Genomic DNA, 26,985 nt, shown 5'->3' with positions numbered 1-26,985 from the left:
AAGCAGCACCACAGGCAGCAGCCCCACCCGAACCACCAGCCCCACCACCGCCCGACCCGCCCGCACCGCTGCCGCCAGCCGAACCGATCAGCGATCCGTGGAGTGGCGACTGGAACACCGACGACACCAACCCGAAACCGTTCTGATTCGCGAAGTACTTGCGCACACCGCAGGGCCGACCGGTCCGCACGCGTACCGCAGGCTGTTTTCGCCGTCGGCCCTAACGACCGCAGCGCGACCGACTTGAGGTTCGCGAAGCGCTGCTCATAGCGTGCGGCCAGCACGATGAGCAGTATGCCCCCGCCACCGAGCCAGAGGAACCACGGCATCGCGCTGTAGGCGAGGGAGATCCACGGCACGCGCCCGGGCCGAAGCCGGTGCAACGCCCGCGGCGGTTTCAAAGCGGATGCGCCCGATCAGCTCGGCGCGCCGCTCCAACGCCAGTGCGGCCTCCGTTGAACTGACCAGGAGCTCAGTCGATGACGGATGCCGCAGATCGAGCCGACAGACGGAACACACCGCCGACTTCAGCCCCGCGTGGCAGGCCGGGCAGAGTGCCGGGTCGGTGAGGTCGAGGGAGTCGCGCGGCCAGACGATGCGCCCGGCGTGCCGGAGGTAAAACTGTCCACGCTGAACTGGCTCGTGCTCTGACATCGATATCCCCGCGTCGATCGCCCTCCGCACAGGCTATCGGGCGGAGAAAACCTCCGGCTGGGCCGACGCGGCGGGTCTGCACAAGCGGGGGCGGTGAAGGAGCGCTGCCGATCAGAGGTTGTTCGTAGCGAGCCATCTGATCAGCACACGCTGAAATTCCAGCGGATGCTCCACGCTCGGCAGGTGCGCGGTGTCGCGGAACGTGCATCCGCTTGATTGCGGCAGCATCTCCAGCAGAAATTCATAATGGGCCAGCGCTGAAGTGACGTCGAGCTCGCCCACGGTGACGAGCGCCGGAACATCGATGTCGCTGACCCGGTCGAGCGCGGGCGGCTCAAGCGGAATCGAGATCGGCGCCTCCGTGGCGTGGATGACGTTGCGCAGGTTGAGTTCTTGCGCCAGGGCGAGAAAGGTCGGGTCGACGTCGGCCGGCTTACGGGTCGGCCCGACCGCCCACAGGGTGACCTCAAGCCGGGCCAGCCGGGGCCACTGGCGGGCGGTGAAGGCCGCATCGAGCTTGTCGAACAGGGCGTCTTCCCGCTCGGTGAGCGCCACCTCTGGAAATCCGCTGGGGCCGGAGCCGATCGTGACCAGGCCCGCCACCCGCTCGGGACTGGCCACGGCCAGGTCGATCGCAATCGTGCCACCGCGTGAGCAGCCGATGAGGGTAGCCCGAACGACGCCGAGATGATCGAGCAGCGCCGCGGCATCCGCTCGATTGGAGAATTCCACATTCTCGGTCGTCGTCTGGCCGAAACCGCGGGCATCAAAGCGAATGACGAAGTGGTGCGCAGCGAGTGCCGCGACCTGCGGATCCCACATGCGCAGGGTCGCAATGTCGGCGTGCAGCAACAGCAGGGCGGGGGATTCGGGGTCGCCCAGCGTTTCGTAGTAGAGCGAAGCGCCGGGAACATCGAGTCTGGGCATGCCCCGAGCGTAGCGCCACGTCCGGTGCGCCCGAAAGACCGGGCTCGTGCGATGGTTGGAATCGGCAGAGGCTGTTTTGACCTGGTGCGCGGTCCGAAACCCCTAGGCTCAACATAATGGGCGGTGTACTGGTCGGGTTTTCGATTATCGGATTTGTGATCCTGATCGGGTACTTTGTTGAGCGGTTCGGCATCGTCGGTGTCGGCACCGGCCGGGTGCTCAATCGGATGGCCTTCTTCGTGGCGACTCCGGCGCTGCTGTTCACGGTGCTCTCGCACGCGGATGTGACCGTGCTGTTCTCTGAATTTCTGCTCGCCATTGTCTGCACCATCGTGGTCGGTGTCGTCGTCTATGTCATCGCCGCCCGCTTGTTTTTTCGTCGACCGCTGGCCGAGACGGTGCTCGGTGCATCGACCGCGACGTACGTCAACGCCAACAACATCGGGCTTCCGGTAGCCATCTACGTGCTCGGCAGCGCGCAGTACGTGGCTCCCGTGCTGCTGCTGCAGCTGGTCATTCTGGCCCCGACCATTCTGGCCATTCTCGACCTCGCCACCCAGGGCCGAGCGTCGTTTCGGTCGATCGTGACTCAGCCCATTCGCAACCCGATGATTATCGCCTCGCTCGCCGGTGTGCTCGTGGCGATGCTGGGCATCACGCTGCCCAAACCCGTGCTGGCCCCGTTCGAGCTGATCGGCGGTGCCGCCATTCCCCTGGTGCTGCTGTCGTTTGGCATGTCGCTGCACGGCCAGCGCCTGCTGAAGGCCGGAACCGGGCGCAAACAGGTCGTCGCCGCGACCGTGATCAAGGTCGCGCTCATGCCGATCGTCGCGTACCTGTTCGGGCACTTCGTGTTCGACCTCGCCGGTGCCGAATTGTTCGCCGTCGTCGCCGTGTCGGCGCTGCCGACCGCGCAGAACATCTTCAACTTCGCCTCGCGCTACGACCGGGCCATGGTCGTCACCCGCGACACCGTGTTGCTCACCACGATCCTGTCCATGCCCGCCCTGCTCGTGATCGCGGCCCTCCTTGCCTGAGTGCCGGCAGAACTGCGGAGATTTTGCTCACATCTCCCGAAATCACTGGGTCACCGCACGGTGCGTTCGCGCGTGACCGTGAAGTTCTCCGCAGGTATGCAGGGGCACCAAGTGATTTTGCACGTGAAAGGATGAAAATGTCGCTCAGCACCCCCGAGGCCGGCTTGCCGGCCCCGTTCTCCCCGCCGAAACCCACCAGCCTGCCGATCAGTGACTCGGCCGACCGGTTCTACCTGAACCGGGTCTACTGCGTCGGCCGCAACTACGCCGACCATGCGCGAGAAATGGGCAATGACCCCGATCGGGAGCCGCCCTTCTTCTTCGCCAAACCGGCCGACGCCGTGTTCGCCGTGACCGAGGGTGTTCCCGCCCGGGGCGTGGGTGCGCGTGAGGTTCCCTACCCGCCCGAGACCGACAACCTGCACTTCGAGATGGAACTCGTTGTCGCGATCGGCGTTGGCGGCGCCGACATCGCGGCAGCGGATGCCCTCGGTCACGTCTTCGGCTACGCCGCCGGCGTCGACCTCACCCGCCGCGACCTGCAGGATGCAGCCAAGGCCGTGCGTCGCCCGTGGGACCTCTCCAAGGGCTTCGACTTTTCCGGACCGTGCTCGCCGATCGTCGCCGCGGCCACGATCGGTCATCCGGCCGCGGCCCGCATTTGGCTCGACGTCGACGGTGACACCCGCCAGGACGGGGACCTCGCCGACCAAATCTGGCCCGTCCCCGACGTGATTGCCGCGCTGTCCCGCTTCGTCACGCTGCGTCCGGGTGACCTGATTTTCACCGGGACTCCCGCCGGTGTCGGCCGCATTGAGCCCGGTGACGACGTCACCGCCGGAATCGAGGGGATCGGCGAGCTCGCGTTCCGCGTCGTCTGACCGGCATCCGCTTGCCTGGCAGCTCAGGCCAGCAGCGCGCCGAGGGCGGTCGTGGCGTGGCCGCGATGCTCATCGAGCAGGCCGATGACGAGCTCGGTGTCCCCGGCGGCGAAGGCGTCGACGATGGCGGCATGCTCGTGCTCGACCAAAGCCCGGTTGCCCGCCTGCTCGTAGTAGAGCCGGCGGTAGGCTTCGGTCGAATCCCAGAGCGCACGCAGAATGCGTTCCAGCCGGGGGAGCCCGGATGACGTCACGAGTACGAAGTGAAACCGCCGGTTGGCCTCGTTCATGGCGAGCAGGTCGCCGGCCGCATTAGCCCGCTCCACCTCGACGGCGGTGGCGCGCAGTGCGGTGAGCACGTGTTCGCCGCCGCGCGCGATCGTGGCGCGCACCGCCTCCGCCTCGAGCAGCTGCCGCAGTCGGTACACTTCGAGCAGGTCGGCGACCGAGAGCTCGGTCACCCGGTAGCCGCGATGCGGCTCGTGCACGACGTGCCCCTCGGTTTCGAGCGTGTTGAGGGCCTCCCGCACCGGAACCCGGCTGACGCCGAGGCGTTCGGCCAGATCCTCCTGTCGCAGTGGCTGCCCGGGAACAAACTCGCCGACGGCGATCAGGCGCCGCAGCTCAGCGAGCACGAATGCCGGAACGGTCGGCGGGCGCTGGGTCGGATTGGGAGAAGACACTGTCAAAACTCTAGCGAAAGGCCGGGATACCAGTGATGTGCTGGCCGAGAATGAGGGTGTGCACCTCGTCGGTGCCTTCGTAGGTGCGCACGCTTTCGAGATTGTTGGCGTGGCGCATCGGGGAATAGTCCAGCGTGATGCCGTTGCCGCCGAGCATGGCGCGGGCCTCCCGGCAAATGGCGATGGCTTCGCGGCAGTTGTTGAGCTTGCCGACCGAGATCTGGTGCGGAGCGAGCGTGCCGGCGTCCTTGAGCCGGCCGAGCTGCAGGGCGAGCAGCGTGCCCTTGTTGATTTCGAGCGCCATGTTGACGAGCTTCTGCTGGGTCAGCTGGTAGCCGGCGAGCGGCTTGCCGAACTGCATCCGTTCCTGCGAGAAGGCCAGCGCCGTAAGGTAGCTGTCGCGGGCCGCACCCATGACGCCCCAGACGATGCCGTAGCGGGCCTCGTTCAGGCACTCGAACGGGCCGCGCAGACCGCGCGCCTTGGGCAGCATCGCCGAGTCGGGCAGGCGCAGCTCGGTCAATTCAATCTCGCACTGAATCGAGGCTCGCATCGAGAGCTTTTGCTCGATCGGCGTGGCGACGAATCCGGGGGTATCGGTGGGGACGACGAAGCCGCGGATTCCGTCATCCGTCATCGCCCAGATGATGGCGACCTGTGCGATCGAGGCCAGGCCAATCCAGCGCTTGGTGCCGTTGAGAACCCAATCGGTGCCGTCGCGGCGCGCGAAAGTGGTCATGCTCGCCGGGTCGGAGCCGGCCGAAGGCTCGGTCAGCCCGAAGCAGCCGATCACCGAACCGGCGGCCATGCGCGGCAGCCACTCGTTTTTCTGCTCCTCGGAGCCGTGCTTGTGGATTGCGCTCATCGCGAGCGACCCCTGCACGCTCACGAAGGTGCGCAGCCCAGAATCGCCGGCCTCGAGTTCGAGCGCGGCGAGGCCGTACTCGACCGAGCTGCGCCCGGGGCAACCGTAGCCCGTAAGGTGCATGCCGAGCAGGCCGAGCCTGGCCAGCTGCGGAATGATCTCGAGCGGAAAGAACGCGTTCTCGTACCACCCGGCGATGTTCGGTTTGATCGTGGTGTTGACGAAGACCCGCACCGCATTGCGCAGGGCGATCTCGGGCTCGGTCAGCAGGGAATCGATGCCCACGAGGTCGGCGGCGTCGGTCAGATCGGTGTCAATGGCGGTAGTCATGAGTCGTCTTCCTTCAGTAGAGCGGATGCTTATGGTCAGAAAAAGGTCGCACCATTGTGTTCCCCGAGCAGTGGCGGCGGGCGCCGGTATCGTGCGGGGGTCGCGGAGAGGCTGATCGGGTTGGCGATCTGCTGGCTCACCCGCGACCGGTTCGAATCGGTCACCGGCACGACCGGGGCGAGGCCGAGTTCGGTGGCCAGTTCGAGCGCCTCGGCGATCGAATTCACCTTGCCGGCCGGCACACGCGCGGTCGCCAGCAGTGCGGTCCATTCCGTGGCCGGACGGGCGGCGAGCCGCGCTTCGAGCAGCTCCTTGAGCGCAGCGCGATGTGCGAGGCGGTCGGCGTTGCAACCGAACCGGTGGTCGCGTGCCAGCTCGGGGCGGTCGAGCACCTGTACGAGCGCGCTGAACTGCTTGTCGGTGCCGACCGCGATCGCGATCGGGTCGTCCAGGGTTCGAAACGTTTCATAGGGCGCGATGCTCGGGTGGGCGTTGCCAAGGCGCTGGGGGGCGACCCCGGTGGCGAGGGTGCTCGAGGCCTGGTTGACCAGCCCGGCGAGTAAAGACGAGAGCAGATTCACCTCGACTCGCTGGCCCAGGCCGGTCTGCTCGCGCGAGCGCAGTGCGGCGAGAATGCCGACGACCGCGTTCTGCCCGGTCAGTACATCGACGAGGGCGACCCCGACCTTGCTCGGTTCTTCGGCGGCCGAGCCGGTCACGCTCATCAGCCCGCCGACCGCCTGCACGAGCAGGTCGTAGCCGGGGAGCGCCGCGCCGCCGGCGCGGCCGAATCCGGTGATCGAGCAGTAGACGAGCTCGGGGCGCTCCGCGGTCAAACTGGCGTAGTCGAGGCCATATTGTTCCATGACGCCCGGGCGAAAGTTTTCGATCAAGACGTCGGCGCTCAGCGCGAGGGCGCGCGCTTCAGCCAGGCCGTTCTCGGTGCGTAAATCGCAGACCACAGAGCGTTTATTGCGGTTGACGCTCGCAAAGTAGCTACCCATGCCGTTCGGGTCGACCGGCGGCACCCATGCGCGGGTGTCATCGCCGAGCGGGTGCTCGATTTTGATCACGTCGGCGCCGAAATCGGCCAGCATCATGGCGGCAAATGGCCCGGCGAGCACGCGAGAAAAATCCGCAATACGGATGCCGTCCAGCGGACCCGTCGTGCGCGCCTCGTCAATAATCCCGGTCATTTGGATACTGTATCCAATTTGGCTAGGGAGGGAAAGGGCCGGACGCCTCGTGCGGTCATTGTGGGCACGTTTAGGGCGACCGCGGGCAGGGGGTAAGCCCTTCGTTACCAAACGGTTACGGGGGCGAATGGGTCGTCAAATATGGCGCAATGCCCATATTCCTGCGAGACTAGAGTTTTGAGCTTGCTCGCACCTCGAGTAATCACGTCCAGTACGTCGGGCATCCCAACAAAGGAATCCCATTGACGGATCAAACATTTCAACTCATTGCAATCGTTCTATATCTCGCAGGCATGGTCGCCATCGGCTACTTTGCCTTTCGTCAGACCAAAGACCTTGACGACTACATGCTCGCCGGCCGAGGACTCAAGCCGGGCACAGCAGCCCTGAGCGCGGGTGCTTCGGACATGTCCGGCTGGCTGTTGCTCGGTCTGCCCGGAGCCATCTACGTGTCCGGTCTCGTTGAGGCCTGGATCGCCATCGGCCTCACCATTGGCGCCTGGCTGAACTGGAAGTACGTGGCCCCGCGGCTGCGCTCCTACACCTTCGTGTCGAAGAACTCGATCACCATCCCGAGCTTCTTCGAGAACCGACTGAAAGACACGTCGCGCCTGCTGCGCGTGGTCTCCGGTCTTATCATTTTGGTGTTCTTTACGTTCTACGTCTCCTCCGGTATGGTTGCCGGAGGTGTGTTCTTCGAGGAGTCTTTCGGCTCCACGTTCGTCACCGGCATGCTGATCGTGGGCGGCGTCACCCTGCTGTACACCCTGTTCGGCGGTTTCCTCGGCGCAACCCTCACCGACGTTGCCCAGGGCCTCCTGATGCTCGCGGCTCTCATCGCCGTTCCCCTCGTAGCGCTGAACGCCACCGGCGGAGTCGTTGCGACCCTCGACTCCATCCGGGAGTTCAACCCCGACCTGCTGTCTTTGACCGCCGGCGGATCCGTGCTCGGTGTCATCTCGGCTGCCGCCTGGGGACTCGGTTATGTCGGCCAGCCGCACATTATCGTGCGTTTCATGGCCATGCGTACCCCGCAGGACGCCAAGGCTGGTCGCCGCATCGGCATCGGCTGGATGATCCTCACCGCCCTCGGTGCTATTGCGACCGCCCTGATCGGTATCGCGTACTTCCAGCAGAACCCCGACCTGGATCTCGCAAACCCGGAGACTGTGTTCCTCATTCTCTCGCAGACCCTGTTCCACCCCTTCATCGCGGGCCTCGTGCTGGCCGCCGTGCTTGCCGCGATCATGAGCACCATCTCCTCGCAGCTCATCGTCTCGTCGTCGGCGCTCGTTGAAGACCTCTACAAGATTGTGGGCAAGGATGCCGCGCCCAAGCAGCTGGTCATGCTCGGCCGTATCGGCGTGCTGCTCGTGGCCGTCATCGCAGGACTCATCGCGCTGCAGCAGAACTCGACCATTCTCGACCTGGTCGGGTTCGCCTGGGCGGGCTTCGGTGCCGCCTTCGGCCCGGTGGTCATCCTCTCGCTGTACTGGAAGAAGCTCTCCACCTGGGGTGCCTTGGCCTCCATGATCACCGGCGCTGTCGTCGTGTTCATCTGGGGCAACTCCACCCTCGGCGACACCCTGTACGAGATCGTGCCCGGCTTTGCGGCCAGCATGATCGTGGCCGTCGTGGTCTCCCTCGCCACGTACAAGCCGAACGCCGAGATCGATGCCGAATTCGACCTTTCCGCTGAGCAGGCACACCCGAAGTACAAGGCTCCGGAGAAGGTCTCCGTCTAACCAGTCCCAGACCGCGCACACCAACGGCACCCTACGTCGGCCTCACGGCTGACGTCGGGTGCCGTTGGTGTTGATATCAGCCCACCGGTGCCACGACGAGCAGATCATCGATGGTGCCGATCACCGGAGCATTCGTTGCCGAACTCGACAGGTAGACGGTGACACCAACACCACCGGCCGTCTGGAGCGATGCCGTGGCATCTGTTATGGCGCGCTGCCAGGTTGTGGGTTCGGTCGCTCCCAGCTTCCAGACCTTGGCCCGGATCGTGGTCGGGCTCGTTCCGGTGACCTGCAGCCGCATCTTGAGTTGATCGCCGGCGGCGAAGCTGAGGCTCGGCGCGTTGGTCGCCGACTGCAGCGTGACTTCCCCCGCTCCGGCCGAGTTCACCCTCGAGAGCGACAGGCCAACCAGCCCGGTGGAGCGCAGCACGATCTTGGCCCGGTAGGCGCCGACGCCGACGATGTTTCGTCCGCTTGCCGAGACGTAGATACCGGTTCCGGTGGGCATTTTGTCGACGGACACGGTGAACAGCAGGTCGCTCGCGGTGGAGGACACCTGGCCCAGGAAGGCGTTGGCCGTGGTGCCCGGGGTCGCGAGACGGATTCGGCCGGTACCGTCGACCGAGTACATGCTGACGCTGCCGGTGGTGGTCCAGGGTCCGCCCGAAAGCGCCGTACCGAGGCCGTTCGTCACCGCGCGCGTGAAGGCGTCGGTTGCGAGCACGGTGGCGTCCGGTGGCTTTGCCGGGCTGACGCCGCGCGTTGTGCTGTCGGTGGCGCTCGCAGCGTCGGTCACGGTCACGGTCAGGGTCACCGTGTAGTTTCCGGCAATGGCGTAGTCGTGGCTGGCGACCCGGCCGGTTGCGGTTGCTCCGTCACCGAAGTTCCAGGCGTAGCCGGCGATGGTGCCGTCCGGGTCAAATGACGCTGCCGCATCGACGCTGCAGGTCAAACTGGGACAGACGGCGGTGAAGGAGGCTACCGGGAGCTGGTTTTCCTGCGGACCCCCCGAAGCGATGGTGAAAGCATCCGTGAACGTGCCCGTTGCCGGCATAAACCGGGCAGCGAGTGAGTCCGGGGTGACCGACACGTCGAGGTTCCCGAAGCTGGGAGTGAGATTAAGTCCGGAGGAGGAGGCAAAATAGGGGGCTTCCGAGTCGGTCGTGACTACGTCCCGCAGGGGCGTGCCACCGGTACCCACGATGGCGAACACCGTTCCGGCGCCCTTCGAAAGGGCATTGTCGCCATCGGCGACGCAGCCGGCCGAGTAGCTCCCCGGCACGATCTGGCTGCAGGAGGCACCCAGAGCGAGCTGCCTGCTGCGGGCATACACGTGCTCATGACCGCTCAGGACGAGGTCTACACGCTTGTTGACCAGCAGATTCAGCAGTGCGGCACCGGGGTCGCACGCGTACTGACCAACCGACAGGCACGGCTTGTGCATTCCCACCACCACCCACGGAATCGCTTTCGTTCGGGCGTCGTCGATGGTGCTGGCGGTCCACTGGTAGCGCGGGCTGCCGGCGGCGTAGGACCAGACTCCATCGGGGTAGGTGAGTGCGGGGGAGATCATGACGTAGCGCACGAGCGGATTGACCTGCGGAACATCCACGTAGTATTGCCGCCCATACGTTCCGACCACGCCCGGAAGCTGATTGGGCAGACAGGCCGCGAAATCATTCACGTTGCCGTTCAGACCGTTGCTCTCGTGGTTTCCCGAGATGACTTCGAACGGGAACCCGGCTCCTACCCTGGAGGTGACGAAGTCACACCAGGCCTGTTCGGCGCCAGTGGCACCGTAGGACAGGTCGCCGAGCGCGAGGTGGAGGTCCGGCGCGATCGCGGCCACCTGGGTGAGTGTCGCCGCTGCCCCCGCACTGGCCGAAATATCGCCGGAGGCGGTGAAGTGCACCGAGGTGGCGGTAGCGGCGGCAGCAGCCTCGAACGCGGCGGGCGACGAGACTGAGCCCACGCACGCGATTAACACCAAGGTTGCCCCAGCAACTCCGGCCATAAAGGAAGTGACTGCCCGCATGAGCCTGCTCCTTGCACAGGGGAATGAATCGCGTTCGGGCGGTGGTGCGTGCGCCGCAGTCGGAGCGCGCGCCAGACGTCTTGCCCAGCAGGCTAGACCCTGCAGGTGGGGTGGGACAACCCCTCGGTGCGGCAGAAGAGACGAGGGCCTAGAAGATCATCGGGCGGTCGTCATCGTCGCCGCCCAGATCGAGGTCGACGAGCACCGGAACGTGGTCGCTCGGGGCGTCGCCCTTGCGCTCGTTGCGGTGGATGCTGGCATCCGTTACCAGATCGGCGAAGGCGGGCGAGCCGAGGATGAAGTCGATGCGCATGCCCTCGTTGCGCGGAAACCGCAGCTGCTTGTAGTCCCAATAGGTGAAGCCCTCCGGCACGATCGGGCGCACGACGTCGGTCAGGCCGGCTGCCTGGAAGGCCTCGAACGCCGCGCGTTCCGGCGGCGAAATGTGCGTGGAGAGACCGGGAACCAGCGTCGGGTCGCCGGCGTCTTCGTCGCGGGGCGCGACGTTCCAGTCGCCCATCATGGCCAGCGCGAGCGTGGGATGGGCCTCGAGCTCCGCGACCGCGTGGGCTTCGAGGGCCTTCAGCCAGGCCAGCTTGTAGTCGTAATGCGGGTCGCCGAGCGCCCGCCCGTTCGGCACGTACAGGCTCCACAGGCGCAGGTCGTTCACGGTCACGCCGAGCGCGCGCGCCTCGAGCGGCTGGTCTGGACCGACCGCACCCTTCAGAAAGCCGGGCATATTCGGAAAACTGGTGACGACATCCGTCATCGGCTCGCGGCTGGCAAACGCCACGCCATTCCACTGGCTCAGACCGTGAATGGCGAGGTCGTAGCCGGCGTCCTCGAACACCTGCGAGGGAAACTGCTCGGGCTTGCACTTGATCTCCTGCATGGCGAGAACGTCGATGTCTTCGCGTTCCATCCAGTCGACGATTCGTCCGGAGCGGGCACGAACGGAATTGACGTTCCAGGTGGCGATGCGCATGCCTCCAGCCTATAAGGGCCAGCGTGCCGCCCGGCCAAGCGGATGCCGCCTTCCGCGGTATCGAACGCAGCCCCGACCGTGTTGCGATTGAATGGACACGGATACACGGTAATGGGCGGAAAGGTTATTTTGACGGAGTTGCGGATTGGCTACGCGGCCATGTTGGAGCAGTTTGCACCGGCTGAGGCGGTCGCACTGTCGGCCTACGCGGAGCAGCACGGTTTCACCGGCGTGATGGCGGCTGACCACTTTCAGCCGTGGGTTCCAGCGCAGGGTCAGTCGAGCTTCGTCTGGAGCGTGCTCGCCTCGATCGCCGAGCGCACCACGGGCGACTTCGGTCCCGGTGTGACCGCCCCGACCTTTCGGTGGCACCCGGCGATGGTGGCCCAGGCTTCGGCGACGCTCGCGTCGATGCATCCCGGCCGGCACTGGCTGGGGCTCGGCAGCGGCGAAGCGCTGAACGAACACATCGTGGGCGCGTACTGGCCCGAGGCTCACGAGCGCATTAACCGCATGTTCGAGGCCATCGAGATCATCTCCAAGCTGTTCGCCGGATCCCTGGCCGACAAGGACGTCAAGCACTCCGGGCAATTCTTCAAGCTTGAATCCACCCGGCTGTGGACCATGCCCGAGGTCGCCCCCGAAATCCTGGTAGCCACGGCCGGCCCGGTCACCGCCAAACGCGCCGGTCGGCTGGCGGACGGCCTGATCACGGTCGGCGCCCCGCTGGAGAAGATCGCGATGCTGTTCGGCAAGTTCGACGGCGGCGCCCGCGAGGCCGGCAAAGACCCGTCGACCATGCCCAAGGTGTTGCAGTTGCATATGAGCTGGGCCGAGACCGACGAGGAAGCCATGACCAATGCCCTGCACGAGTGGCCGAACGGCGGCATGAAGTTTCCGAAGAGCGATATTCGATCGCCGTTCGAGTTCGAGCAGCTGGCCAAGATGGTGCGTCCGGAGGACTTTGAGGGCCGCATGGTCATCTCGGCCGACCCCGACGAGCACCGCAAATACATTCAGAAATTCGTGGACCTCGGCTTCGATCGCATCTACCTGCACAACGTCGGCCGCAATCAGAAGCAGTGGATCGACGTGTTCGGCGCATCCGTTCTGCCGAAGCTGGTGCGCTGATGCCGCACGACGCCCGGCCCGACGCGGCCGCCGCGGAAGTGGGGGCAATGGAACTGTTCGGCCTGAAGGTGTTCACCCTCGGTGGGTTCGGTGAGATCACGGCCGGTGACGACCTCGCAGCCCTAATCGCGGAAGCCGCTCGGTCCCGCCTGATTGACGGCGATATTGTGGCGGTGACCAGCAAGATCGTTTCGAAGGCCGAGGGGCGGGCTGTGCCAGCGGCCGACCGCGAACAGGCGATCACCGACGAGACCGTTCGGATCGTGGCCTCACGCGCCTACCCGGGCGGAGTCACCCGCATCGTCGAGAACCGGCAGGGACTCGTGATGGCGGCGGCCGGCGTCGACACCAGCAACGCGCCCGCGGGCGTAGTGCTGCTGCTGCCGGTCGATCCGGATGCCTCCGCTCGCGCGCTCTGCACAGCCCTTCGCGAGCGCACCGGCCTGCGGCTCGGCGTGCTGATCACCGATACTGCCGGGCGCCCGTGGCGCGAGGGCCAGACCGACATCGCTATCGGTGCGGCGGGGCTTGCGGTACTCGACGACCTGCGCGGTACAACGGATGTCTCGGGTCGCCGCCTCGACGTCACCGTCGCGGCGGTCGCCGACGAGATCGCCGGAGCCGCCGATCTGGTCAAGGGCAAGACCAGCGGCAACCCGGTCGCCGTGCTGCGCGGACTCGGCCGGCTGGTCGGCGACCTCGATGCCGTCGGCGCCCGGGCGTTACAGCGCCCGAGCGACACCGACATGTTTAGGCTCGGTACCACCGAGGCCCGCGCCGAAGGGTATCGCGAGGGGTTCGCCGCCGGGTTGGCTGCAGCAGCCGAGAAAAGCTAGATCGAGATCGTGAGGTTCTGGATCAGGCCGGTCTCGGCGGCGAGCTCGAAGCGGTAGCTGAGGTCGACGCTGCGGCCGGGAAAGTTGCCCTCGATGCGGTTGATGACGGTCGTTGCCGCCTCGTCCTTCTCGGTGCGCAGCAGGGTGGTCGTGTATTCGAACTCGGCGGCGCTGCCGGCCAGCCAGGCCGTTATGGCCGGCTCGCCGGTGTACGTCTTGCCGTCGTCGTCGACGACAGCGTTTTCGACAAAGGTCGCTCGAGCGGAGGCGGGCTTGGCGCTCGCGCTGCGCTCCAGATAGGTGACGATCGCCATGGGAAGCGCGCGAGCCTGTGCGGTGAGTGACTGTGACATGGGACCTCCTGGGCCGTTCAATCGAACGTACGGATGTTGACTACTCGACTCCTGAGGCTACCGCTTGCCGGGTTGCGCGGGGTTGCGCGGGTTTGCCGGCGGCGCGCTGATAGCGTGTTTACCGTGGATCAGACTCGGTGGGTGGTGGTCGTCCCGGTGAAGGGAACCGCCGGGGCGAAGAGCCGCCTCGGGGCCGGGGCCGGGCGGGCGGCGCTCGCCGATGCGTTCGCGTTGGACACGGTAGCGGCGCTGGTGGCGGCATCCGCTGTGGAGCGCGTGTTCGTGGTGACCGCGAGTGCACGGCTCGGCGTGCTGCTGGCCGCACTCGGCGCGGTCATCGTGCCGGAGGTGCCGGGCCCGGAGGCGGGGCAGGACCGATTGAACGCCGCGATCGAGCAGGGTGCCGAGGCCGCCCGGTTCGCCTGCCCCGACGCGAATCTGGCCGTTGTGACCGGAGACCTGCCGGCCCTGCACGTGGCCGATGTAGAAACGGCGTTCGCGCTCGCGGCCACGCACCCGCTCTCGATGGTGGCCGATGCGGAGGGCGTGGGAACAACGACGCTGCTCGCGCAGGCCGGCTACAGGTTCACTCCGCGGTTCGGTCTCGGCTCCCGCGCCGCGCACGAGGGCGACGGGCACGTCGTGCTGGACTTGCCGCCGAGCTCGTCGCTGCGACGCGACGTCGACACCGCAGCCGACCTCGACACCGCCCGGGCGCTGGGGCTCGGGCCGCACACGAGCGAACTGGTCTAGCTTCTGGCTCCGGGCCACAGCGCCAGGGCGGCGGCCGCCATCGCGGTCGTGGCGGGCAGGTCGGTCATCCACAGCGGCACAGCGGCAGAGCGGATGCCGGCGGCCCCGAGAGCGGGCAGGGCCACGGCATCCGTTTCGTCGATGAGCCAGCCGTCGAGGATGCCGCCCCGGCTGCGGGCACCGTAGTGCAGCCCGACCGCGAGTGCACTGGTCTCGACCCCGATCGTGCGGAGGCAGGCGTCGGCCATTCCGCGCACCGCCGCACCGCCGACAATCGGAGAGACGCCGACCACGCGGGCCGCGGTCGACCGCAGCGCATCACGTATGCCCGGAACGGCCAGGATCGTGCCGACCGACACGACCGGATTCGACGGCGGCAGCACGACGAGGTCGGCCTCGGTGATGGCTTCGAGCACCCCCGGCGCGGCGACCGCGTCAGCGAGTCCCCGCTGCTCGAACCCGGTGATCGGCACCTGCGCCCGGTAGCGAACCCACCATTCTTCGAAGTGGATATAGTCGCCCACGGAGTGCTCATCTATATTCTCGGCGAGGCATACGTGGGTTTCCACGGGCTGATCACTCATCGGCAGCAGCCGCACGCCGGGCTGCCAGCGGCGGCAGAGAAATTCCGTCGCCTCAGAGAGCGTCGAACCGCTGCGCAGCAGATCGGTGCGCACGATGTGGGTGGCCAGATCGAGATCGCCGAGGGTGAACCAGGACCAGCCGCGACCGTAGGCCGCGATCTCGGCGGAGGTCCTCCGGGTCTCGTCGGGGCGGCCCCAGCCCTGCTCCTCGTTGATGCCGTCACCGAGCGTGTACATGACCGTGTCAAGGTCGGGGCAGATGCGCAGCCCGTCCAGCCACATGTCGTCGCCCGTGTTCACAATCACCGTCACGGTGGCGTCGGGAGCTTCCGCCGCGAGCTGCGCCAACATGCCGCGGGTGAAACGGGCCCCGCCGACACCGCCGGCCAGAACGGTCACGCGCTTCAGGCTCGTCATGCCGACGCCGCTCATGCCGACACCGAAGCAGCCGCATAGACGATGACCGGATGACCGCCGCGCGGATGCTCGAGAATGTAGCAGTCCACGCCGTAGACGGCGCCGATGATCTTGGGGGTGAGCACCGCAGCGGGCGTGCCGGAGGCTACCAGCAGGCCGCCATCGAGCAGCAGGATGTGGTCGCAGTAGGCCGCGGCGAGGTTGAGATCGTGCAGGGCCATGATCGCCGTCACGCCCAGCTCGCGCACCTGCTCGAGCAACGAGAGCTGGGCACTCACGTCGAGGTGGTTGGTCGGTTCGTCGAGCAGAAGCAGGCTCGGTTGCTGCGCCATGGCCCGGGCGATCTGCACGCGCTGCTGCTGCCCACCGCTCAGAGTGTGCCACGACCGCTCGGCCAGAGTTTCCGCGCCGACCAGTTCGAGGGCGTCGAGAGCGACCGTGCGATCCTCCTCGCCGCTGAACGAGCCCATGAGTTTGGTGCGGTGCGGAATGCGCCCCAGCAGCACAACCTCGAGCACGGTCAGTTCCACACTCGGAGCCGCGTTCTGTTCGAGCAGCGCGATCCGCCGGGCCGCCTCGCGCCGCGGAAGGGAGCCGATGGCGACGTCGTCGAGGGAGGCGGTGCCGGCATCCGCTGTGTCGATACCCGCGATCAGGCGAAGCAGGGTGGACTTGCCGGCGCCGTTCGGCCCGAGCAGGCCGGTGACGCTGCCGGTGGGCAGTGACGCCGAAACGTCCCGCAAAATGCTGGTGCCGTCGATGCTGAACGACAATCGATCGAGTTCTACGCCCACAGCTTCGACTTCTTTCTCTTGATCAGCAAAATGAACACCGGCACGCCGATGAACGCGGTGATGATGCCCACCGGCAGCTCGCGCGGGTCGAACACGGTGCGCGCGAGAGTATCGGCGATCACCAGGAACAGCGCCCCGCAAACCGCGACCAGCGGCAACAGGCGGCGGTGGCCCGGGCCACTGATGCCGCGCACCAGGTGCGGCAGAATGAGTCCGACGAACCCGATGGACCCGCTCACGGCCACCATAGCCCCGGTGAGCAGAGCGACCGAACCGAGCAGCGCCCAGCGGGTGCGATTGACATTGATGCCGAGGCTGGCCGCCGACGTGTCACCGAAGGCGAACGCGTCGAGCCGGGTCGCCGACAGGACAATGCCGGTGCCCACGACCAAAACGGCTGTCGCCGCGATCATTACGCTCTGCCAGGTGGCACCGGCCACCGAGCCGAGCAGCCAGTTGAGGATCTCGCGGTAGGAGTCGCCCTTGGCCGCCCAGAAGATGATGAACGAGGTGAGGGCACCTGCGAGCTGGGCGATGGCCAGGCCGGCGAGCACGGCCCGCACCGGGGTGATCGTTCCGCCGACCTTGGCGATGCTGAGCGTCGCCACTAGGGCCAGCAATGCCCCGGCAAACGCTGCGGCCGGCAGGGCAAATCCGATGCCGAGAATGACCACGCACACCGCACCAACGGATGCCCCGCTCGATAGCCCGAGCAGGTACGGGTCGGCGAGGGGGTTGCGCGTCACGCTCTGCATCACGGCGCCGCTCAGGGCGAGGCCCGCGCCGACCAGGGCGGCCGTGAGCACGCGCGGTAGTCGGAGCTGCCAGACGATCGAGTCGATGAGTAGAGGTACCGGCTCGACGGGCAGACCGAGGTGCGCGCCGATGCTGCCCGCCACCTGGGCGAGGCTCACCGCTGCCGGCCCGATGGTCACGGCGACCGCGCACCCGAACACGAGCAGAGCGGCTGCCGCGACCAGCCACCCGAGGTACTTACTGCGGGTCACTCGTCGAGCGCGGCTAGCTGCGAGATCGTGGACGCCGTCGCTTCGACGTTGCGGATGCCGGCCTCGGTCGCGGCGAACGGCAGGATGATGTAGCGCTGGTTCTTGACGGCGTCGAGCACCTGCGTGGCCGGGTCGGACTCCAGGTGGGCGATCTTCGACTCGGCGGTGTTCCAGGTGGCGTCGACGAGCACGATGACGCTCGGGTTGGCCTCGATGATCGACTCCCAGCCCGCCGAGGTCCAGGTGTCGCTCACGTCGGCGAAGATGTTGGTGAGCCCGGCGGCGTCCATGATCATCTCGGGTGAGCCGATACCGGCACCGACATAGGGGGTCGTGGTGCCGCTCGAGTACCACAGGGCCGTGGTGTCGGTCGCGGTCGGCTTGAGGGCGGCGAGGTCGGACTGCAGGCCGCTGACCAGCTTGGCTGCGGCATCCGTTGCGCCGAAGATGGCACCGGCCTCGTCGATTTCGGCGAAAACCGTGTCGAAGGTGAGCGGGTTCGGCATGGAGTCGCCCTTGCAGGCGGCCGGCGAGACGTAGGTGCCCACGCCGAGAGCCTCGAGGGCGGGGCGCTCGCCCACGCCGTCGGCGCTGAAGTTGGATTCCCACCCGCCGTAGATGAAGTCGGGGTTCAGGCCAAGCACCGCCTCCTGTCCGGGCAGAAAGTCGCTGATCACGGTGAGGTCGGCACCGGCTGCCGCGAGCGACTCAGGCAGGGGGCCGTCGAGAAAAGCCGAGCCGACGATGCGGTCGCCGAGCCCAAGGGCGAGCAGCAGTTCGGTGGCCGAGGACTTGATCGACACGATCCGTTCGGGGGCGGCTGCGACGGTGACGCTGGTGCCGCAGTTGTCAGCCGTGATGGGGTAGCCCGCGCGGGCAGTTGTTGACGAAGCGGGGGACGAGGCCAAAGTGGCGGCGGGCGTTGTCGTGGCGGCGCATCCGCTGAGCAGCAGGGCGGCGTTGATGCCGACGCCGATAAACAGAAAACGGGAACGACGGAGCATGCTGGACCTCACAAAATTTGGGCGCGGGAAACTGGACTGTCCAGCGACCTGCTGCCCAAATCGAGGCAAGCTCAACCAATAAAATCTAATCGGTGGTCGTGAACACCGTATCAGGGGCGCAGAAAAAACAGGGCATAGGCTGAACAGGCTGAGTAACTCGACGAGGGAGAGCGCATGTTGAAGCTGGGACTGAAGGCGTCGGCGGAGCAGTTCGCACCGCGAGAATTGGTCGAACTCGGTGTCATGGCCGAAGAACACGGGCTCGACAGCGTGACCGTGAGCGACCACTTCCAGCCCTGGCGGCACGAGGGCGGGCACGCGCCGTACGCCATGGCCTGGATGGCCGCCGTCGGCGAGCGCACGAAGCGGGTGCAGATCGGCACGTCGGTGATGACCCCCACCTTTCGCTACAACCCGGCCGTGATCGCCCAGGCCTTCGCCACCATGGGCTGCCTATACCCGGGGCGCATCATGCTCGGCGTCGGAACCGGCGAAGCCCTCAACGAGATCGCCACCGGTTATCAGGGTGAGTGGCCCGAGTTTAAGGAGCGCTTCGCCCGCCTGCGCGAGGCCGTTGACCTCATGCGCCAGCTCTGGACCGGCGAACGAACCGACTTCGACGGTGAGTACTACAACACGGTCGGTGCCACCCTGTACGACGTTCCGGATGCCCCGGTGCCGGTCTACATCGCGGCTGGCGGCCCCGTCGTGGCCCGTTACGCCGGCCGGGCGGGTGACGGCTTCATCTGCACCTCGGGCAAGGGCATGGAGCTCTACACCGAGAAGCTCCTGCCCGCCGTCGCTGAGGGCCTCGAAAAGGTCGGGCGCCCGCAGGACGACATCGATCGCATGATCGAGATCAAGATCTCCTACGACACCGACCCAGAGGCAGCCCTCGAGAACACCCGCTTCTGGGCGCCGCTGTCACTCACCCCCGAACAGAAGCACTCCATTCAGGACCCGCTCGAGATGGAGGCCGCCGCCGACGCCCTCCCGATCGAACAGGTCGCCAAGCGCTGGATCGTGGCGTCCGACCCCGACGAGGCCGTCGCCCTGATCAAGCCCTACCTCGACGCGGGCCTCAACCACCTGGTCTTCCATGCCCCCGGCCATGACCAGAAGCGTTTTCTCGACCTGTTCGAGCGCGACCTGGCCCCCCGGCTGCGTCAGCTGGGCTGATCCGCGCGCTGGCCGAAGCCCGCTACGCCCAGCGCGCCCCGACCTCGTGCACGGCCGAATCAAGCGGATGGGCCGCCGCGGCCAGGGCCTCGGCCACCGGCCGAATATCGTCGGGCAGGGCACCGGCGGTCACGCGAATGAACGCGGGACCGCCGGTGCTGGAAAGGTGCGGGGTTGCGAGAAACGGCGAGCCGCCGGCCACCCGAATGCCGGAGGCGGCCAGGCGCACCATGGCGTCCCGTTCGTTTTGCACCGGCAGCCAGGTGTTGATGCCGTCGGCCTGCACCACGTCGAGGCCGAACTCGCCCAGGGCATCGGCGAGGGCACGCTGCCGGGCGAAGTAGATGCGCCGGGCCTCGCTGATCTGCGCCATGCTCTCGCCGTTGGTGAGCAGGTCGTGCAAAATTGTCTGGAGCATGCGGCTGGTCCACCCCGGGCCGAGCATCCTGCGGGATACGATCGGGTCGATCAATGCGGCCGGACCGCCGAGGGCGGCCATTCGGAGGTCGGGGCCGTGCGACTTCGAGAAGCTGCGCACGTGCAGGGTTCGTTCGGGCAGCCAGACGCCGAGACTCACGTCGGGGGCGATGCTGATCTCGGCGGAGTGGTCGTCTTCGATCACGATGGTGTCGGCGCTGGCCGCCGTTGTGCGCAGCAGGTGGGCGAGTTCCTCGGCGCGCTGCACGGTCATCGACGCGCCGGTGGGATTGTGCGCGCGCGGCTGCAGGAGCACGACGGCCGGACCGAGCTTGAGGGCTTCGGCGAAGTCGGCCGGGATGATGCCGTGCTCGTCGACGGCCACCGGCAGCCGTTCCAGGCCGAGCTGGTCGAGCAGGTCGAAGAACGGCGGGAACGATGGGTTCTCCACGATGACCCGGTCGCCGAAGCGAGCGACCGCATCGAGGCTGCGCGAGATGGCGTCGAGGGCACCGTCGACGATGGTGATCGTCTCCACCGGGTATGGCCACGAAGTCCGCAGTACCTCGAGCAGCTCCGGAATAATGGGCAGATCCTGATAACTCGGCGTTTCCGCGCGCTGCGCTACCCGGGAGAGCGCCGGCCCCAGCGCCGGTAACAACCGCGGGTCTGGCGTGCCGCGGGAGAGGTCGAGGCGGGCCGGACCGACCTCGCCGATCATGGACTGGCTGCGGGCCGGCAACCACCTGGGCGCGGCATCCTGAACGAAGGTGCCGCCGCGACCACGCGACACGATCAAGCCGACCGCGGAGAGCGCCTGCCAAGCGTGGCTGACGGTCGCGGGGCTCACGCCGAGCTCGCCGGCCAGCAGCCGCACGGTGGGCAGGCGGTCGCCCGGTGCGAGGCGACCGGAGGCGATCAGCCGCCCGATGGCCGCGGCAATCCCCGCCGGGGTGCGCTGCTCAATCTCGTCGATAAAGTTCTGCATTGCTCTTGCCCCTGGGTGCGTCGGCCGACAGGATGATTAATGCGTGCGATACACAGAGAAACACATTTGAAATGTTTACGTCAAATAATAACAAAACGAACAGCGCGGTTCGTTACGGTCATTGACTAACGAAGCAAGTGGAAGGCACAGCATGAGTAACGGCACCACCTCCGACACCAGAAACATCGTTCGAACGGCGATCACTCAGGCCACCTGGACCGGTGATGAAGAATCCATGATTCAGAAGCACGAGGGATTCGTGCGCACCGCGGCCGCCCAGGGCGTTCAGGTGATCTGCTTTCAGGAACTCTTTCACGGCCCCTACTTCGGCATCGTGCAGGACGCCAAGTACTACGACTACGCTCAGCCCGTTCCCGGCCCCATCGTCGAGCGGTTTCAAAAGCTCGCGAGCGAGTACAACATGGTCATCGTCGTGCCGATGTACGAGGAAGAACAGCCCGGCGTGCTCTACAACACCGCCGCGGTCATCGATGCCGACGGAACCTATCTCGGCAAGTACCGCAAGCACCACATTCCGCACCTGCCCCAGTTCTGGGAAAAGTTCTACTTTCGCCCCGGCAACACCGACTACCCGGTTTTCGACACCAAGTACGGCAAGATCGGCGTCTACATCTGCTACGACCGCCACTTCCCGGAGGGCTGGCGCGCGCTCGGCCTGAACGGCGCCGAGATCGTGTTCAATCCCTCGGCGACCAAGCCCGGGCTGTCCAACCGGCTGTGGGAGCTCGAGCAGCCAGCCGCCGCGGTCGCCAACCAGTACTACGTCGGCGCCAACAACCGCATCGGCAACGAAGAGGCCGAGTTTGGCGACGAGGCCGTGACGTTTTACGGCAGCTCGTACTTCGTTGATCCCAAGGGCAACTACGTGGGCGAGCGGGCCTCGACCGACACCGAGGAGATCGTCGTGCGTGACCTCGACCTCGGCGTCATCCGCGAGGTGCGCCGCGACTGGCAGTTCTACCGCGACCGTCGCCCCGACTCGTACGAGCCCCTCGTCGCCCCTTAAAGCGCACGGCGCAGTTAAATCAGCACTGCGGATTGTGCCGACCGACCCGGTCGGCAGAATCCGCTATCCCTGACACTTTCAGCGAAGAGGATGCCATGAAGACTTTGATCAAGAACGGCACCGTGGTCAATGCCACGGGCCGAGGACTCGCCGATGTGCTGATCGACGGGGAGAAAATCGCTGCCGTGCTCGCGCCCGGCTCGAACCTGCTCGGCTTCGATGTGGCGGGCAATGTCGACCGCGTCATCGACGCCGGCGGCAAGTACGTCATTCCCGGCGGCATCGACGCCCACACCCACATGGAGATGCCGTTCGGCGGCACCCAGGCCAGCGACACCTTCGAAACCGGAACCCGCGCCGCCGCCTGGGGCGGAACCACGAGCATCGTCGACTTCGTCGTGCAGTACGCCGGCGAGGACGTGCTCGAGCGCTACGCTGCCTGGCAGCAGAAGGCTGCCGGCCAGTGCGCCATCGACTACGGCTTCCACCAGATCCTCAGTGACGTGCAAGACAGCTCACTGACCGCCATGGACGAACTCGTCGACGAGGGCGTCTCGAGCTTCAAACTGTTCATGGCCTACAAGGGCGTGTTCCTCAGCGACGACGGTCAGATCGTCAAGGCCATGCAGCGCGCGGCCACCAACGGCAGCATGATCATGATGCACGCCGAGAACGGCAGCGTCATCGACCTGCTCGTACAGCAGGCCGTCGCCGCCGGCAACACCAGCCCGCTGTACCACGGCCTCACCCGGCCCTGGCAGGCCGAAGAAGAAGCCACACACCGGGCGATCATGCTCGCCAACCTCACCGGCGCTCCTCTATATATAGTGCACGTGTCTGCCAAGCAGGCCGTAGACCAGATCGCTCAGGCCAGGGACAACGGCCAGAACGTCTTCGGCGAGACCTGCCCGCAATACCTGTACCTCTCGCTCGAGGATAACCTCGGTGCTCCCGGGTTTGAGGGCGCGAAATGGGTGTGCTCGACGCCGCTGCGCGCCAAGGCCGAGGGCCACCAGCACCACATGTGGCAGAGCCTCGCCACGAACGACATCCAGATGGTCTCCACCGACCACTGCCCGTTCTGTATGAAGGGTCAGAAGGACATGGGCCTGACCGACTTCTCTAAGATTCCCAACGGCATCGGGTCGGTAGAACACCGCATGGACCTGCTCTACCAGGGCGTGGTCGACGGCAAAATCTCGCTCGAACGCTGGGTCGAGGTCTGCTCCACCACCCCGGCGCGCATGTTCGGCATGTACGGCCAGAAGGGCGTGATTCAGCCCGGCGCCGACGGCGATGTGGTCGTCTACGACCCGAACGGGCACACGTCGATTGGTGTCGATAAGACTCACCACATGAACATGGACTACTCCGCCTGGGAGGGCTACGAGATCGACGGCCACGTCGACACCGTCATCTCCCGCGGCAAGGTCGTCGTCGACGGCTTCGCCTACCTCGGCGCCAAGGGTGACGGCCGCTACATCAAGCGCGGCCTGAGCCAGTATCTGATTTGAGGGGGAAGACATGGATTTCGGAGCAGTACTACAGACCAACCCGCCGTCGGCGCGCACCGTGCAACTGGCCAAACTGGCCGAGGCGCACGGGTACAGCCACGTCTGGACCTTCGACTCGCACCTGCTCTGGCAGGAACCCTATGTGATCTTCAGCCGTATCCTGGCCGAGACCAGCAAGATCATCGTCGGCCCCATGGTCACCAACCCGGCGACTCGCGACTGGACGGTGACGGCATCCACTTATGCAACTCTCAATGAGATGTACGGCAACCGCACCATCTGCGGCATCGGCCGCGGCGACTCGGCGGTGCGCACCACGAATGGCGCGCCGACCACCCTGAAAACCCTGCGTGAGTCGATCCATGTCATTCGGGAGCTTGCCAACTCCCGCCCGGTCGAATACAACGGCGCCACGGTGCAGTTTCCGTGGAGCCGCGGCTCAAGCCTGGAGATCTGGGTCGCCGCCTACGGTCCGCTCGCGCTCAAACTCGCCGGCGAGGTCGGCGACGGCTTCATTCTGCAGATGGCCGACCTCGACGTCGCCCAGTGGATGATCGAGAGCGTGCGCACCGCAGCCTCCAACGCCGGGCGCGACCCGATGGCGATCAAATTCTGCGTCGCCGCCCCCGCCTATGTCGGTTCGGACTGGGAACACATGCGTAACCAGTGCCGCTGGTTCGGCGGAATGGTCGGCAACCACGTGGCCGACATCGTGGCCAAGTACGGCACCGATTCTAACGTTCCCGCGGCCCTCACCGACTACATCAAAAACCGTGAGGGCTACGACTACAACCAGCACGGCAAGGCGGGCAACGAGCACGCCGCGTTCGTGCCCGACGAGATCGTCGACCGATTCTGCCTGCTCGGCACCGCGAAAGACCACATCGAGAAGCTCGAGGCACTCAAAGACCTCGGCGTCGACCAGTTCGCCAGCTATCTGCAGCACGACAACAAAGAAGAAACGATGCGCGTCTACGGCGAAACCGTGATTCCGGCCATGACCGATTCCATCATGGCCACGAAATAGCCAAGCGGATGCCGGCCACCAGCGAGCAGACCGCCCCGCTCACACGCGGCGCGCTTGGAGTGCCTAAACTGCGCGTACCCCGCCGCCGGGCGGTCGTGCACCCGCGCCTGCGCGGGAGCCTGTTCGGCCTGGCCGGACTCGCGCTGCTCGCCCTGATCTGGGAGCTCTACAAGACCTTCGGCCCGGCCGACGGCGTGATCCTCGGCGGCGTCACGGTCCTGCCGCGCACGAGCGATCTCGCCATGCCCCACCTCTGGGTGATGTTCGAGCGAGTCCTCGATCCGGTGACCGGCGCGGCATCCGCTCTGCCGCTGTGGCAGGCGGTGCTGCAAGGGTCGCTGTTCACCCTCGGCATCGCGGCCGTTGGCTGGCTGGTCGGCGTGGCCGTCGGCCTGGCGCTCGCGCTGCTCATGCAGCGGTTTCGGCTGGCCGAGTCGGCGGTTTTGCCGTGGATCATTTTGAGCCAGACCGTGCCACTGATCGCGATCGCCCCGCTGGTTCGGCGCTGGGGCGCGCAGATCCAGTTCGGCGAGTTCACCTGGGAGAGCTGGATGTCGGTGGCCCTGATCGCCTCCTACCTCGCGTTCTTTCCGGTGTCGATCGGCGCCCTGCGCGGCCTCGGCTCGCCCGACGCCAATCACGTCGACCTCATGCACTGCTACGCGGCGGGTTGGTGGAAGACCCTCTGGCGACTGCGCCTGCCGGCCAGCGTCGGCTATCTGCTGCCGGCCCTGCGCCTGGCCGCGGTCAGCGCGGTCATCGGCAGTGTCGTCGCGGAGGTGTCGATCGGGCTGCGCGGCGGTATCGGCCGACTCATCGTGGAATACGCCGGTGCGGCCGGCAACGACCCAGGAAAGCCCTGGGCACCCATCTTCGGATCGATCCTGGTCGGCCTGGTCGCCGCAGGTTTTGTGGGTCTGATCGGCCTGTTCCTTCGTCGTTTTCGCAGGGGAGAGGCCACGACATGACTACGCCTGCTATTAATGTGCCGGCTGTTGACATACGTGGCGTCAGCCGCATCTTCGCCGCCCGCAAGGGCCCGGGCGTCACCGCCCTCGACGACGTGAGCCTCACGGTCGCGCCCGGCGAATTCGTTTCCCTGATCGGGCCGAGCGGATGCGGCAAGAGCACGTTGCTGAGGCTCGTCGCCGACCTCGACGTGCCCACGAGCGGCAGCATCGAGGTGTTCGGCAAGCCGGCCCGGCAGGCCCGCGTCGACCAGGACTACGGTATTGCCTTTCAGCAGGCCGGCCTACTGCCCTGGCGCACCGTGACCGGTAATATCGAGCTGCCGCTCGAGTTGCATGGAGTGGGCCGGGCGGCCCGTCGTAAGCGTGCGGCCGAACTGATCGCCCTGGTCGGGCTGTCCGACTTTGCGAGTCACTATCCCGACCAGCTCTCCGGCGGTATGCAGCAGCGCGTCGCAATCGCCCGCTCGCTCGCCGAAAGCCCGAGTCTGCTGCTCATGGACGAACCGTTCGGCGCCCTCGACGAGATGACCCGCGAGCGCATGCAGAACGAACTCGTGCGCATCTGCGCCGAGACGAAAGCGGCCGTCGTGTTTGTCACGCACTCCATTCCCGAGGCGGTGTTCCTGTCCAATCGGGTGGTGGTCATGTCGCCGCGGCCCGGACGCATCCGCTCGATTGTCAGTGTCGGGCTCGGCGACATGGCTGGCCGGGGCGAAGACCTGCGCGAAGACGAGGGCTTCTTTCACTCGCTCGGCGAGGTACGCGAGCTGCTGCACGGCGACGAACCTGCCCCGACCGGTGCCCGCGGAGTCGAGACCCGGTGAGAACGACCCAGCCGCGCCGTGCCCACAACACCGTGATTCAGACCGTGCTCGCCCCGATCGTGTTCGGGGTGGCCGTGATCCTGCTGTGGCAGGGCCTCGTTACCGGGCTGGCTATTAAGGCGTTCATTCTGCCCGCGCCGTTCGCCATCGGCGCCGAATTCGCCGCGAACCTGCCGAACGTGGCAGACGGCATGCTCATCACCGGCCGCAATTCACTGATCGGGCTGCTGATCGGGGCCGTCCTCGGCATCCTCCTGGCCATCATCTCAGCGCTCACGCGCGTGTTCGACGAGATGGCAGCGCCGGTCGTCGCCGCACTCTCGGTGGTGCCGATCGTCGCGCTCGCCCCGGTGCTGTACACGATGTTCGGCGCCGGGGCCGAGACCGCAAGGCAGCTCGTCGCGGCGCTCGCCGTGTTCGTGCCGGTCTACTTCAACACCCTCAAGGGGCTGCGTCAGGTGCGACCGGTGCACCGCGACCTGATGCGCGCCTATGCGGCATCGAGCTGGCAGGCGACGCGGGTGGTCACCCTGCCGACCGCGCTGCCCTTCGTCTTCACCGGACTGCGCATTGCCTCGTCGCTCGCCGTGATCAGCGCCCTCATCGCCGAATACTTCGGCGGACCGGTCGGCGGCCTCGGCAAGTCGATCACCTCGGCCGCGTCGAGCAGTAACTATGGGCTGGCCTGGGCCTATGTGCTCGGCTCGATCCTTCTCGGACTCCTCTTTTATTGCGCAGCTCTCGCCGTGGAGAAGCTCGTGACCCGTCGATCCGGCGGCTAATCGATCACCCCAGAACCAACCACAGCACCAGCAATCTAG

At 66.4% G+C, this 26,985-nt stretch carries 26 protein-coding genes; 13 read left to right on the top strand and 13 right to left on the bottom strand.

The window, feature by feature from the left end; all coding sequences use genetic code 11:
• Positions 1-264 precede the first annotated feature (264 nt).
• On the bottom strand, positions 265-654 hold the full coding sequence (locus tag E3T31_RS14035; RefSeq protein WP_134469517.1) for a hypothetical protein: 390 nt from the start codon (positions 652-654) through the stop codon (positions 265-267).
• Between the two features lie 111 nt (positions 655-765).
• Positions 766-1,581 (bottom strand): alpha/beta fold hydrolase, encoded by an 816-nt coding sequence (locus E3T31_RS14030; RefSeq protein ID WP_134469515.1) that lies wholly within the window; start codon positions 1,579-1,581, stop codon positions 766-768.
• A gap of 116 nt (positions 1,582-1,697) precedes the next feature.
• On the opposite strand from E3T31_RS14030, the gene E3T31_RS14025 reads away from it, so the two are divergent.
• The gene (locus tag E3T31_RS14025) at positions 1,698-2,618 is read left to right on the top strand and encodes an AEC family transporter (RefSeq protein ID WP_134469513.1); all 921 of its coding nucleotides are present in this window, start codon (positions 1,698-1,700) and stop codon (positions 2,616-2,618) included.
• A 137-nt stretch (positions 2,619-2,755) separates the two neighbouring features.
• Entirely contained in the window at positions 2,756-3,499 is a 744-nt protein-coding gene (locus E3T31_RS14020) for a fumarylacetoacetate hydrolase family protein (RefSeq protein WP_134469511.1), read from the top strand.
• 23 nt (positions 3,500-3,522) lie between these two features.
• On the opposite strand, the gene E3T31_RS14015 is transcribed toward E3T31_RS14020, so the two are convergent.
• From E3T31_RS14015 to E3T31_RS14005, 3 genes are read right to left on the bottom strand one after another with little or no spacing between them, the layout of a single operon-like run.
• Positions 3,523-4,182: a GntR family transcriptional regulator gene (locus tag E3T31_RS14015; protein ID WP_134469509.1), complete on the bottom strand. Its 660-nt coding sequence runs from the start codon at positions 4,180-4,182 to the stop codon at positions 3,523-3,525.
• 10 nt (positions 4,183-4,192) lie between these two features.
• On the bottom strand, positions 4,193-5,377 hold the full coding sequence (locus tag E3T31_RS14010; protein WP_134469507.1) for an acyl-CoA dehydrogenase family protein: 1,185 nt from the start codon (positions 5,375-5,377) through the stop codon (positions 4,193-4,195).
• Positions 5,378-5,412: 35 nt separating this feature from the next.
• Complete coding sequence (locus tag E3T31_RS14005) at positions 5,413-6,573, bottom strand: CaiB/BaiF CoA-transferase family protein (RefSeq protein WP_134469506.1); 1,161 nt, start codon at positions 6,571-6,573, stop codon at positions 5,413-5,415.
• Between the two features lie 242 nt (positions 6,574-6,815).
• On the opposite strand from E3T31_RS14005, the gene putP reads away from it, so the two are divergent.
• Positions 6,816-8,318, top strand: a complete 1,503-nt coding sequence (putP, locus tag E3T31_RS14000; protein WP_134469504.1) for a sodium/proline symporter PutP — start codon at positions 6,816-6,818, stop codon at positions 8,316-8,318.
• Positions 8,319-8,394: 76 nt separating this feature from the next.
• Here putP and E3T31_RS13995 read toward each other — a convergent pair whose 3' ends face one another.
• A complete protein-coding gene (locus E3T31_RS13995) occupies positions 8,395-10,290 on the bottom strand; it encodes a PKD domain-containing protein (RefSeq protein WP_241977977.1) in 1,896 nt (631 codons plus the stop codon).
• Positions 10,291-10,501: 211 nt separating this feature from the next.
• A complete protein-coding gene (locus tag E3T31_RS13990) occupies positions 10,502-11,338 on the bottom strand; it encodes an exodeoxyribonuclease III (RefSeq protein ID WP_092447921.1) in 837 nt (278 codons plus the stop codon).
• A 111-nt stretch (positions 11,339-11,449) separates the two neighbouring features.
• Here E3T31_RS13990 and E3T31_RS13985 point away from each other — a divergent pair, with 111 nt between their 5' ends.
• Both E3T31_RS13985 and E3T31_RS13980 read left to right on the top strand, forming a co-directional pair.
• Positions 11,450-12,469: a TIGR03557 family F420-dependent LLM class oxidoreductase gene (locus E3T31_RS13985; RefSeq protein ID WP_134469500.1), complete on the top strand. Its 1,020-nt coding sequence runs from the start codon at positions 11,450-11,452 to the stop codon at positions 12,467-12,469.
• Between the two features lie 47 nt (positions 12,470-12,516).
• Complete coding sequence (locus E3T31_RS13980; protein ID WP_134469530.1) at positions 12,517-13,305, top strand: coenzyme F420-0:L-glutamate ligase; 789 nt, start codon at positions 12,517-12,519, stop codon at positions 13,303-13,305.
• On the opposite strand, the gene E3T31_RS13975 is transcribed toward E3T31_RS13980, so the two are convergent.
• Positions 13,302-13,658, bottom strand: coding sequence for a DUF5110 domain-containing protein (locus E3T31_RS13975; protein WP_134469498.1), 357 nt, complete (start codon positions 13,656-13,658; stop codon positions 13,302-13,304). The genes E3T31_RS13980 and E3T31_RS13975 overlap by 4 nt on opposite strands.
• Before the next feature lie 123 nt (positions 13,659-13,781).
• Between E3T31_RS13975 and cofC the strand changes: the two genes are divergently transcribed.
• Entirely contained in the window at positions 13,782-14,411 is a 630-nt protein-coding gene (gene cofC / locus E3T31_RS13970; RefSeq protein ID WP_198417030.1) for a 2-phospho-L-lactate guanylyltransferase, read from the top strand.
• Here cofC and cofD read toward each other — a convergent pair.
• From cofD to E3T31_RS13950, 4 genes are read right to left on the bottom strand one after another with little or no spacing between them, the layout of a single operon-like run.
• Positions 14,408-15,427: a 2-phospho-L-lactate transferase gene (gene cofD / locus E3T31_RS13965; RefSeq protein WP_241977975.1), complete on the bottom strand. Its 1,020-nt coding sequence runs from the start codon at positions 15,425-15,427 to the stop codon at positions 14,408-14,410. The genes cofC and cofD overlap by 4 nt on opposite strands.
• The gene (locus E3T31_RS13960) at positions 15,424-16,206 is read right to left on the bottom strand and encodes an ABC transporter ATP-binding protein (protein WP_134469492.1); all 783 of its coding nucleotides are present in this window, start codon (positions 16,204-16,206) and stop codon (positions 15,424-15,426) included. Before E3T31_RS13960 ends, cofD begins: the two co-directional genes overlap by 4 nt.
• Positions 16,197-17,213 (bottom strand): putative F420-0 ABC transporter permease subunit, encoded by a 1,017-nt coding sequence (locus E3T31_RS13955; protein WP_134469490.1) that lies wholly within the window; start codon positions 17,211-17,213, stop codon positions 16,197-16,199. Before E3T31_RS13955 ends, E3T31_RS13960 begins: the two co-directional genes overlap by 10 nt.
• Complete coding sequence (locus tag E3T31_RS13950; protein ID WP_134469488.1) at positions 17,210-18,217, bottom strand: putative F420-0 ABC transporter substrate-binding protein; 1,008 nt, start codon at positions 18,215-18,217, stop codon at positions 17,210-17,212. Before E3T31_RS13950 ends, E3T31_RS13955 begins: the two co-directional genes overlap by 4 nt.
• Positions 18,218-18,391: 174 nt before the next feature.
• Here E3T31_RS13950 and fgd point away from each other — a divergent pair, with 174 nt between their 5' ends.
• Positions 18,392-19,396, top strand: a complete 1,005-nt coding sequence (fgd, locus tag E3T31_RS13945; protein WP_134469486.1) for a glucose-6-phosphate dehydrogenase (coenzyme-F420) — start codon at positions 18,392-18,394, stop codon at positions 19,394-19,396.
• Between the two features lie 22 nt (positions 19,397-19,418).
• On the opposite strand, the gene E3T31_RS13940 is transcribed toward fgd, so the two are convergent.
• Entirely contained in the window at positions 19,419-20,801 is a 1,383-nt protein-coding gene (locus tag E3T31_RS13940) for a PLP-dependent aminotransferase family protein (RefSeq protein WP_134469484.1), read from the bottom strand.
• Between the two features lie 151 nt (positions 20,802-20,952).
• Between E3T31_RS13940 and E3T31_RS13935 the strand changes: the two genes are divergently transcribed.
• From E3T31_RS13935 to E3T31_RS13910, 6 genes are all read left to right on the top strand, one after another.
• Positions 20,953-21,828, top strand: coding sequence for a nitrilase-related carbon-nitrogen hydrolase (locus E3T31_RS13935; protein ID WP_134442224.1), 876 nt, complete (start codon positions 20,953-20,955; stop codon positions 21,826-21,828).
• A 95-nt stretch (positions 21,829-21,923) separates the two neighbouring features.
• The gene (gene hydA / locus E3T31_RS13930; protein WP_134469482.1) at positions 21,924-23,342 is read left to right on the top strand and encodes a dihydropyrimidinase; all 1,419 of its coding nucleotides are present in this window, start codon (positions 21,924-21,926) and stop codon (positions 23,340-23,342) included.
• A 10-nt stretch (positions 23,343-23,352) separates the two neighbouring features.
• Positions 23,353-24,369 carry a TIGR03842 family LLM class F420-dependent oxidoreductase gene (locus E3T31_RS13925; protein WP_134469480.1) on the top strand — a complete coding sequence of 339 codons (1,017 nt, stop codon included), beginning with the start codon at positions 23,353-23,355 and terminating at the stop codon, positions 24,367-24,369.
• A gap of 59 nt (positions 24,370-24,428) precedes the next feature.
• Positions 24,429-25,337 carry an ABC transporter permease gene (locus tag E3T31_RS13920; protein ID WP_241977974.1) on the top strand — a complete coding sequence of 303 codons (909 nt, stop codon included), beginning with the start codon at positions 24,429-24,431 and terminating at the stop codon, positions 25,335-25,337.
• Complete coding sequence (locus E3T31_RS13915; protein WP_134469476.1) at positions 25,334-26,164, top strand: ABC transporter ATP-binding protein; 831 nt, start codon at positions 25,334-25,336, stop codon at positions 26,162-26,164. The genes E3T31_RS13920 and E3T31_RS13915 overlap by 4 nt, the downstream gene beginning before the upstream one ends.
• On the top strand, positions 26,161-26,946 hold the full coding sequence (locus E3T31_RS13910) for an ABC transporter permease (RefSeq protein WP_198417029.1): 786 nt from the start codon (positions 26,161-26,163) through the stop codon (positions 26,944-26,946). Before E3T31_RS13915 ends, E3T31_RS13910 begins: the two co-directional genes overlap by 4 nt.
• The last annotated feature ends 39 nt before the right edge of the window (positions 26,947-26,985 follow it).

This window comes from Cryobacterium sp. TMS1-13-1 (assembly GCF_004403125.1).
GTDB lineage: Bacteria > Actinomycetota > Actinomycetes > Actinomycetales > Microbacteriaceae > Cryobacterium > Cryobacterium levicorallinum.
Note: the sequence above shows the minus strand (reverse complement) of the source record. Positions and strands in the feature narration are given on the sequence as shown.

What these genes read in the sequence shown, in the direction of transcription:
- E3T31_RS13985 (WP_134469500.1), top strand. Translation starts at nt 11,450, where the DNA reads ATGGGCGGAAAGGTTATTTTGACGGAGTTGCGGATTGGCTACGCGGCC.
- E3T31_RS13935 (WP_134442224.1), top strand. Translation starts at nt 20,953, where the DNA reads ATGAGTAACGGCACCACCTCCGACACCAGAAACATCGTTCGAACGGCG.
- E3T31_RS13990 (WP_092447921.1), bottom strand. Translation starts at nt 11,338, where the DNA reads ATGCGCATCGCCACCTGGAACGTCAATTCCGTTCGTGCCCGCTCCGGA.
- E3T31_RS13915 (WP_134469476.1), top strand. Translation starts at nt 25,334, where the DNA reads ATGACTACGCCTGCTATTAATGTGCCGGCTGTTGACATACGTGGCGTC.
- E3T31_RS13980 (WP_134469530.1), top strand. Translation starts at nt 12,517, where the DNA reads ATGGAACTGTTCGGCCTGAAGGTGTTCACCCTCGGTGGGTTCGGTGAG.
- E3T31_RS14035 (WP_134469517.1), bottom strand. Translation starts at nt 654, where the DNA reads ATGTCAGAGCACGAGCCAGTTCAGCGTGGACAGTTTTACCTCCGGCAC.
- E3T31_RS13950 (WP_134469488.1), bottom strand. Translation starts at nt 18,217, where the DNA reads ATGCTCCGTCGTTCCCGTTTTCTGTTTATCGGCGTCGGCATCAACGCC.
- fgd (WP_134469486.1), top strand. Translation starts at nt 18,392, where the DNA reads ATGTTGAAGCTGGGACTGAAGGCGTCGGCGGAGCAGTTCGCACCGCGA.
- E3T31_RS14025 (WP_134469513.1), top strand. Translation starts at nt 1,698, where the DNA reads ATGGGCGGTGTACTGGTCGGGTTTTCGATTATCGGATTTGTGATCCTG.
- E3T31_RS13940 (WP_134469484.1), bottom strand. Translation starts at nt 20,801, where the DNA reads ATGCAGAACTTTATCGACGAGATTGAGCAGCGCACCCCGGCGGGGATT.
- E3T31_RS14030 (WP_134469515.1), bottom strand. Translation starts at nt 1,581, where the DNA reads ATGCCCAGACTCGATGTTCCCGGCGCTTCGCTCTACTACGAAACGCTG.
- E3T31_RS14005 (WP_134469506.1), bottom strand. Translation starts at nt 6,573, where the DNA reads ATGACCGGGATTATTGACGAGGCGCGCACGACGGGTCCGCTGGACGGC.
- E3T31_RS14020 (WP_134469511.1), top strand. Translation starts at nt 2,756, where the DNA reads ATGTCGCTCAGCACCCCCGAGGCCGGCTTGCCGGCCCCGTTCTCCCCG.
- cofD (WP_241977975.1), bottom strand. Translation starts at nt 15,427, where the DNA reads ATGAGCGGCGTCGGCATGACGAGCCTGAAGCGCGTGACCGTTCTGGCC.
- hydA (WP_134469482.1), top strand. Translation starts at nt 21,924, where the DNA reads ATGAAGACTTTGATCAAGAACGGCACCGTGGTCAATGCCACGGGCCGA.
- E3T31_RS13975 (WP_134469498.1), bottom strand. Translation starts at nt 13,658, where the DNA reads ATGTCACAGTCACTCACCGCACAGGCTCGCGCGCTTCCCATGGCGATC.
- E3T31_RS13925 (WP_134469480.1), top strand. Translation starts at nt 23,353, where the DNA reads ATGGATTTCGGAGCAGTACTACAGACCAACCCGCCGTCGGCGCGCACC.
- E3T31_RS14010 (WP_134469507.1), bottom strand. Translation starts at nt 5,377, where the DNA reads ATGACTACCGCCATTGACACCGATCTGACCGACGCCGCCGACCTCGTG.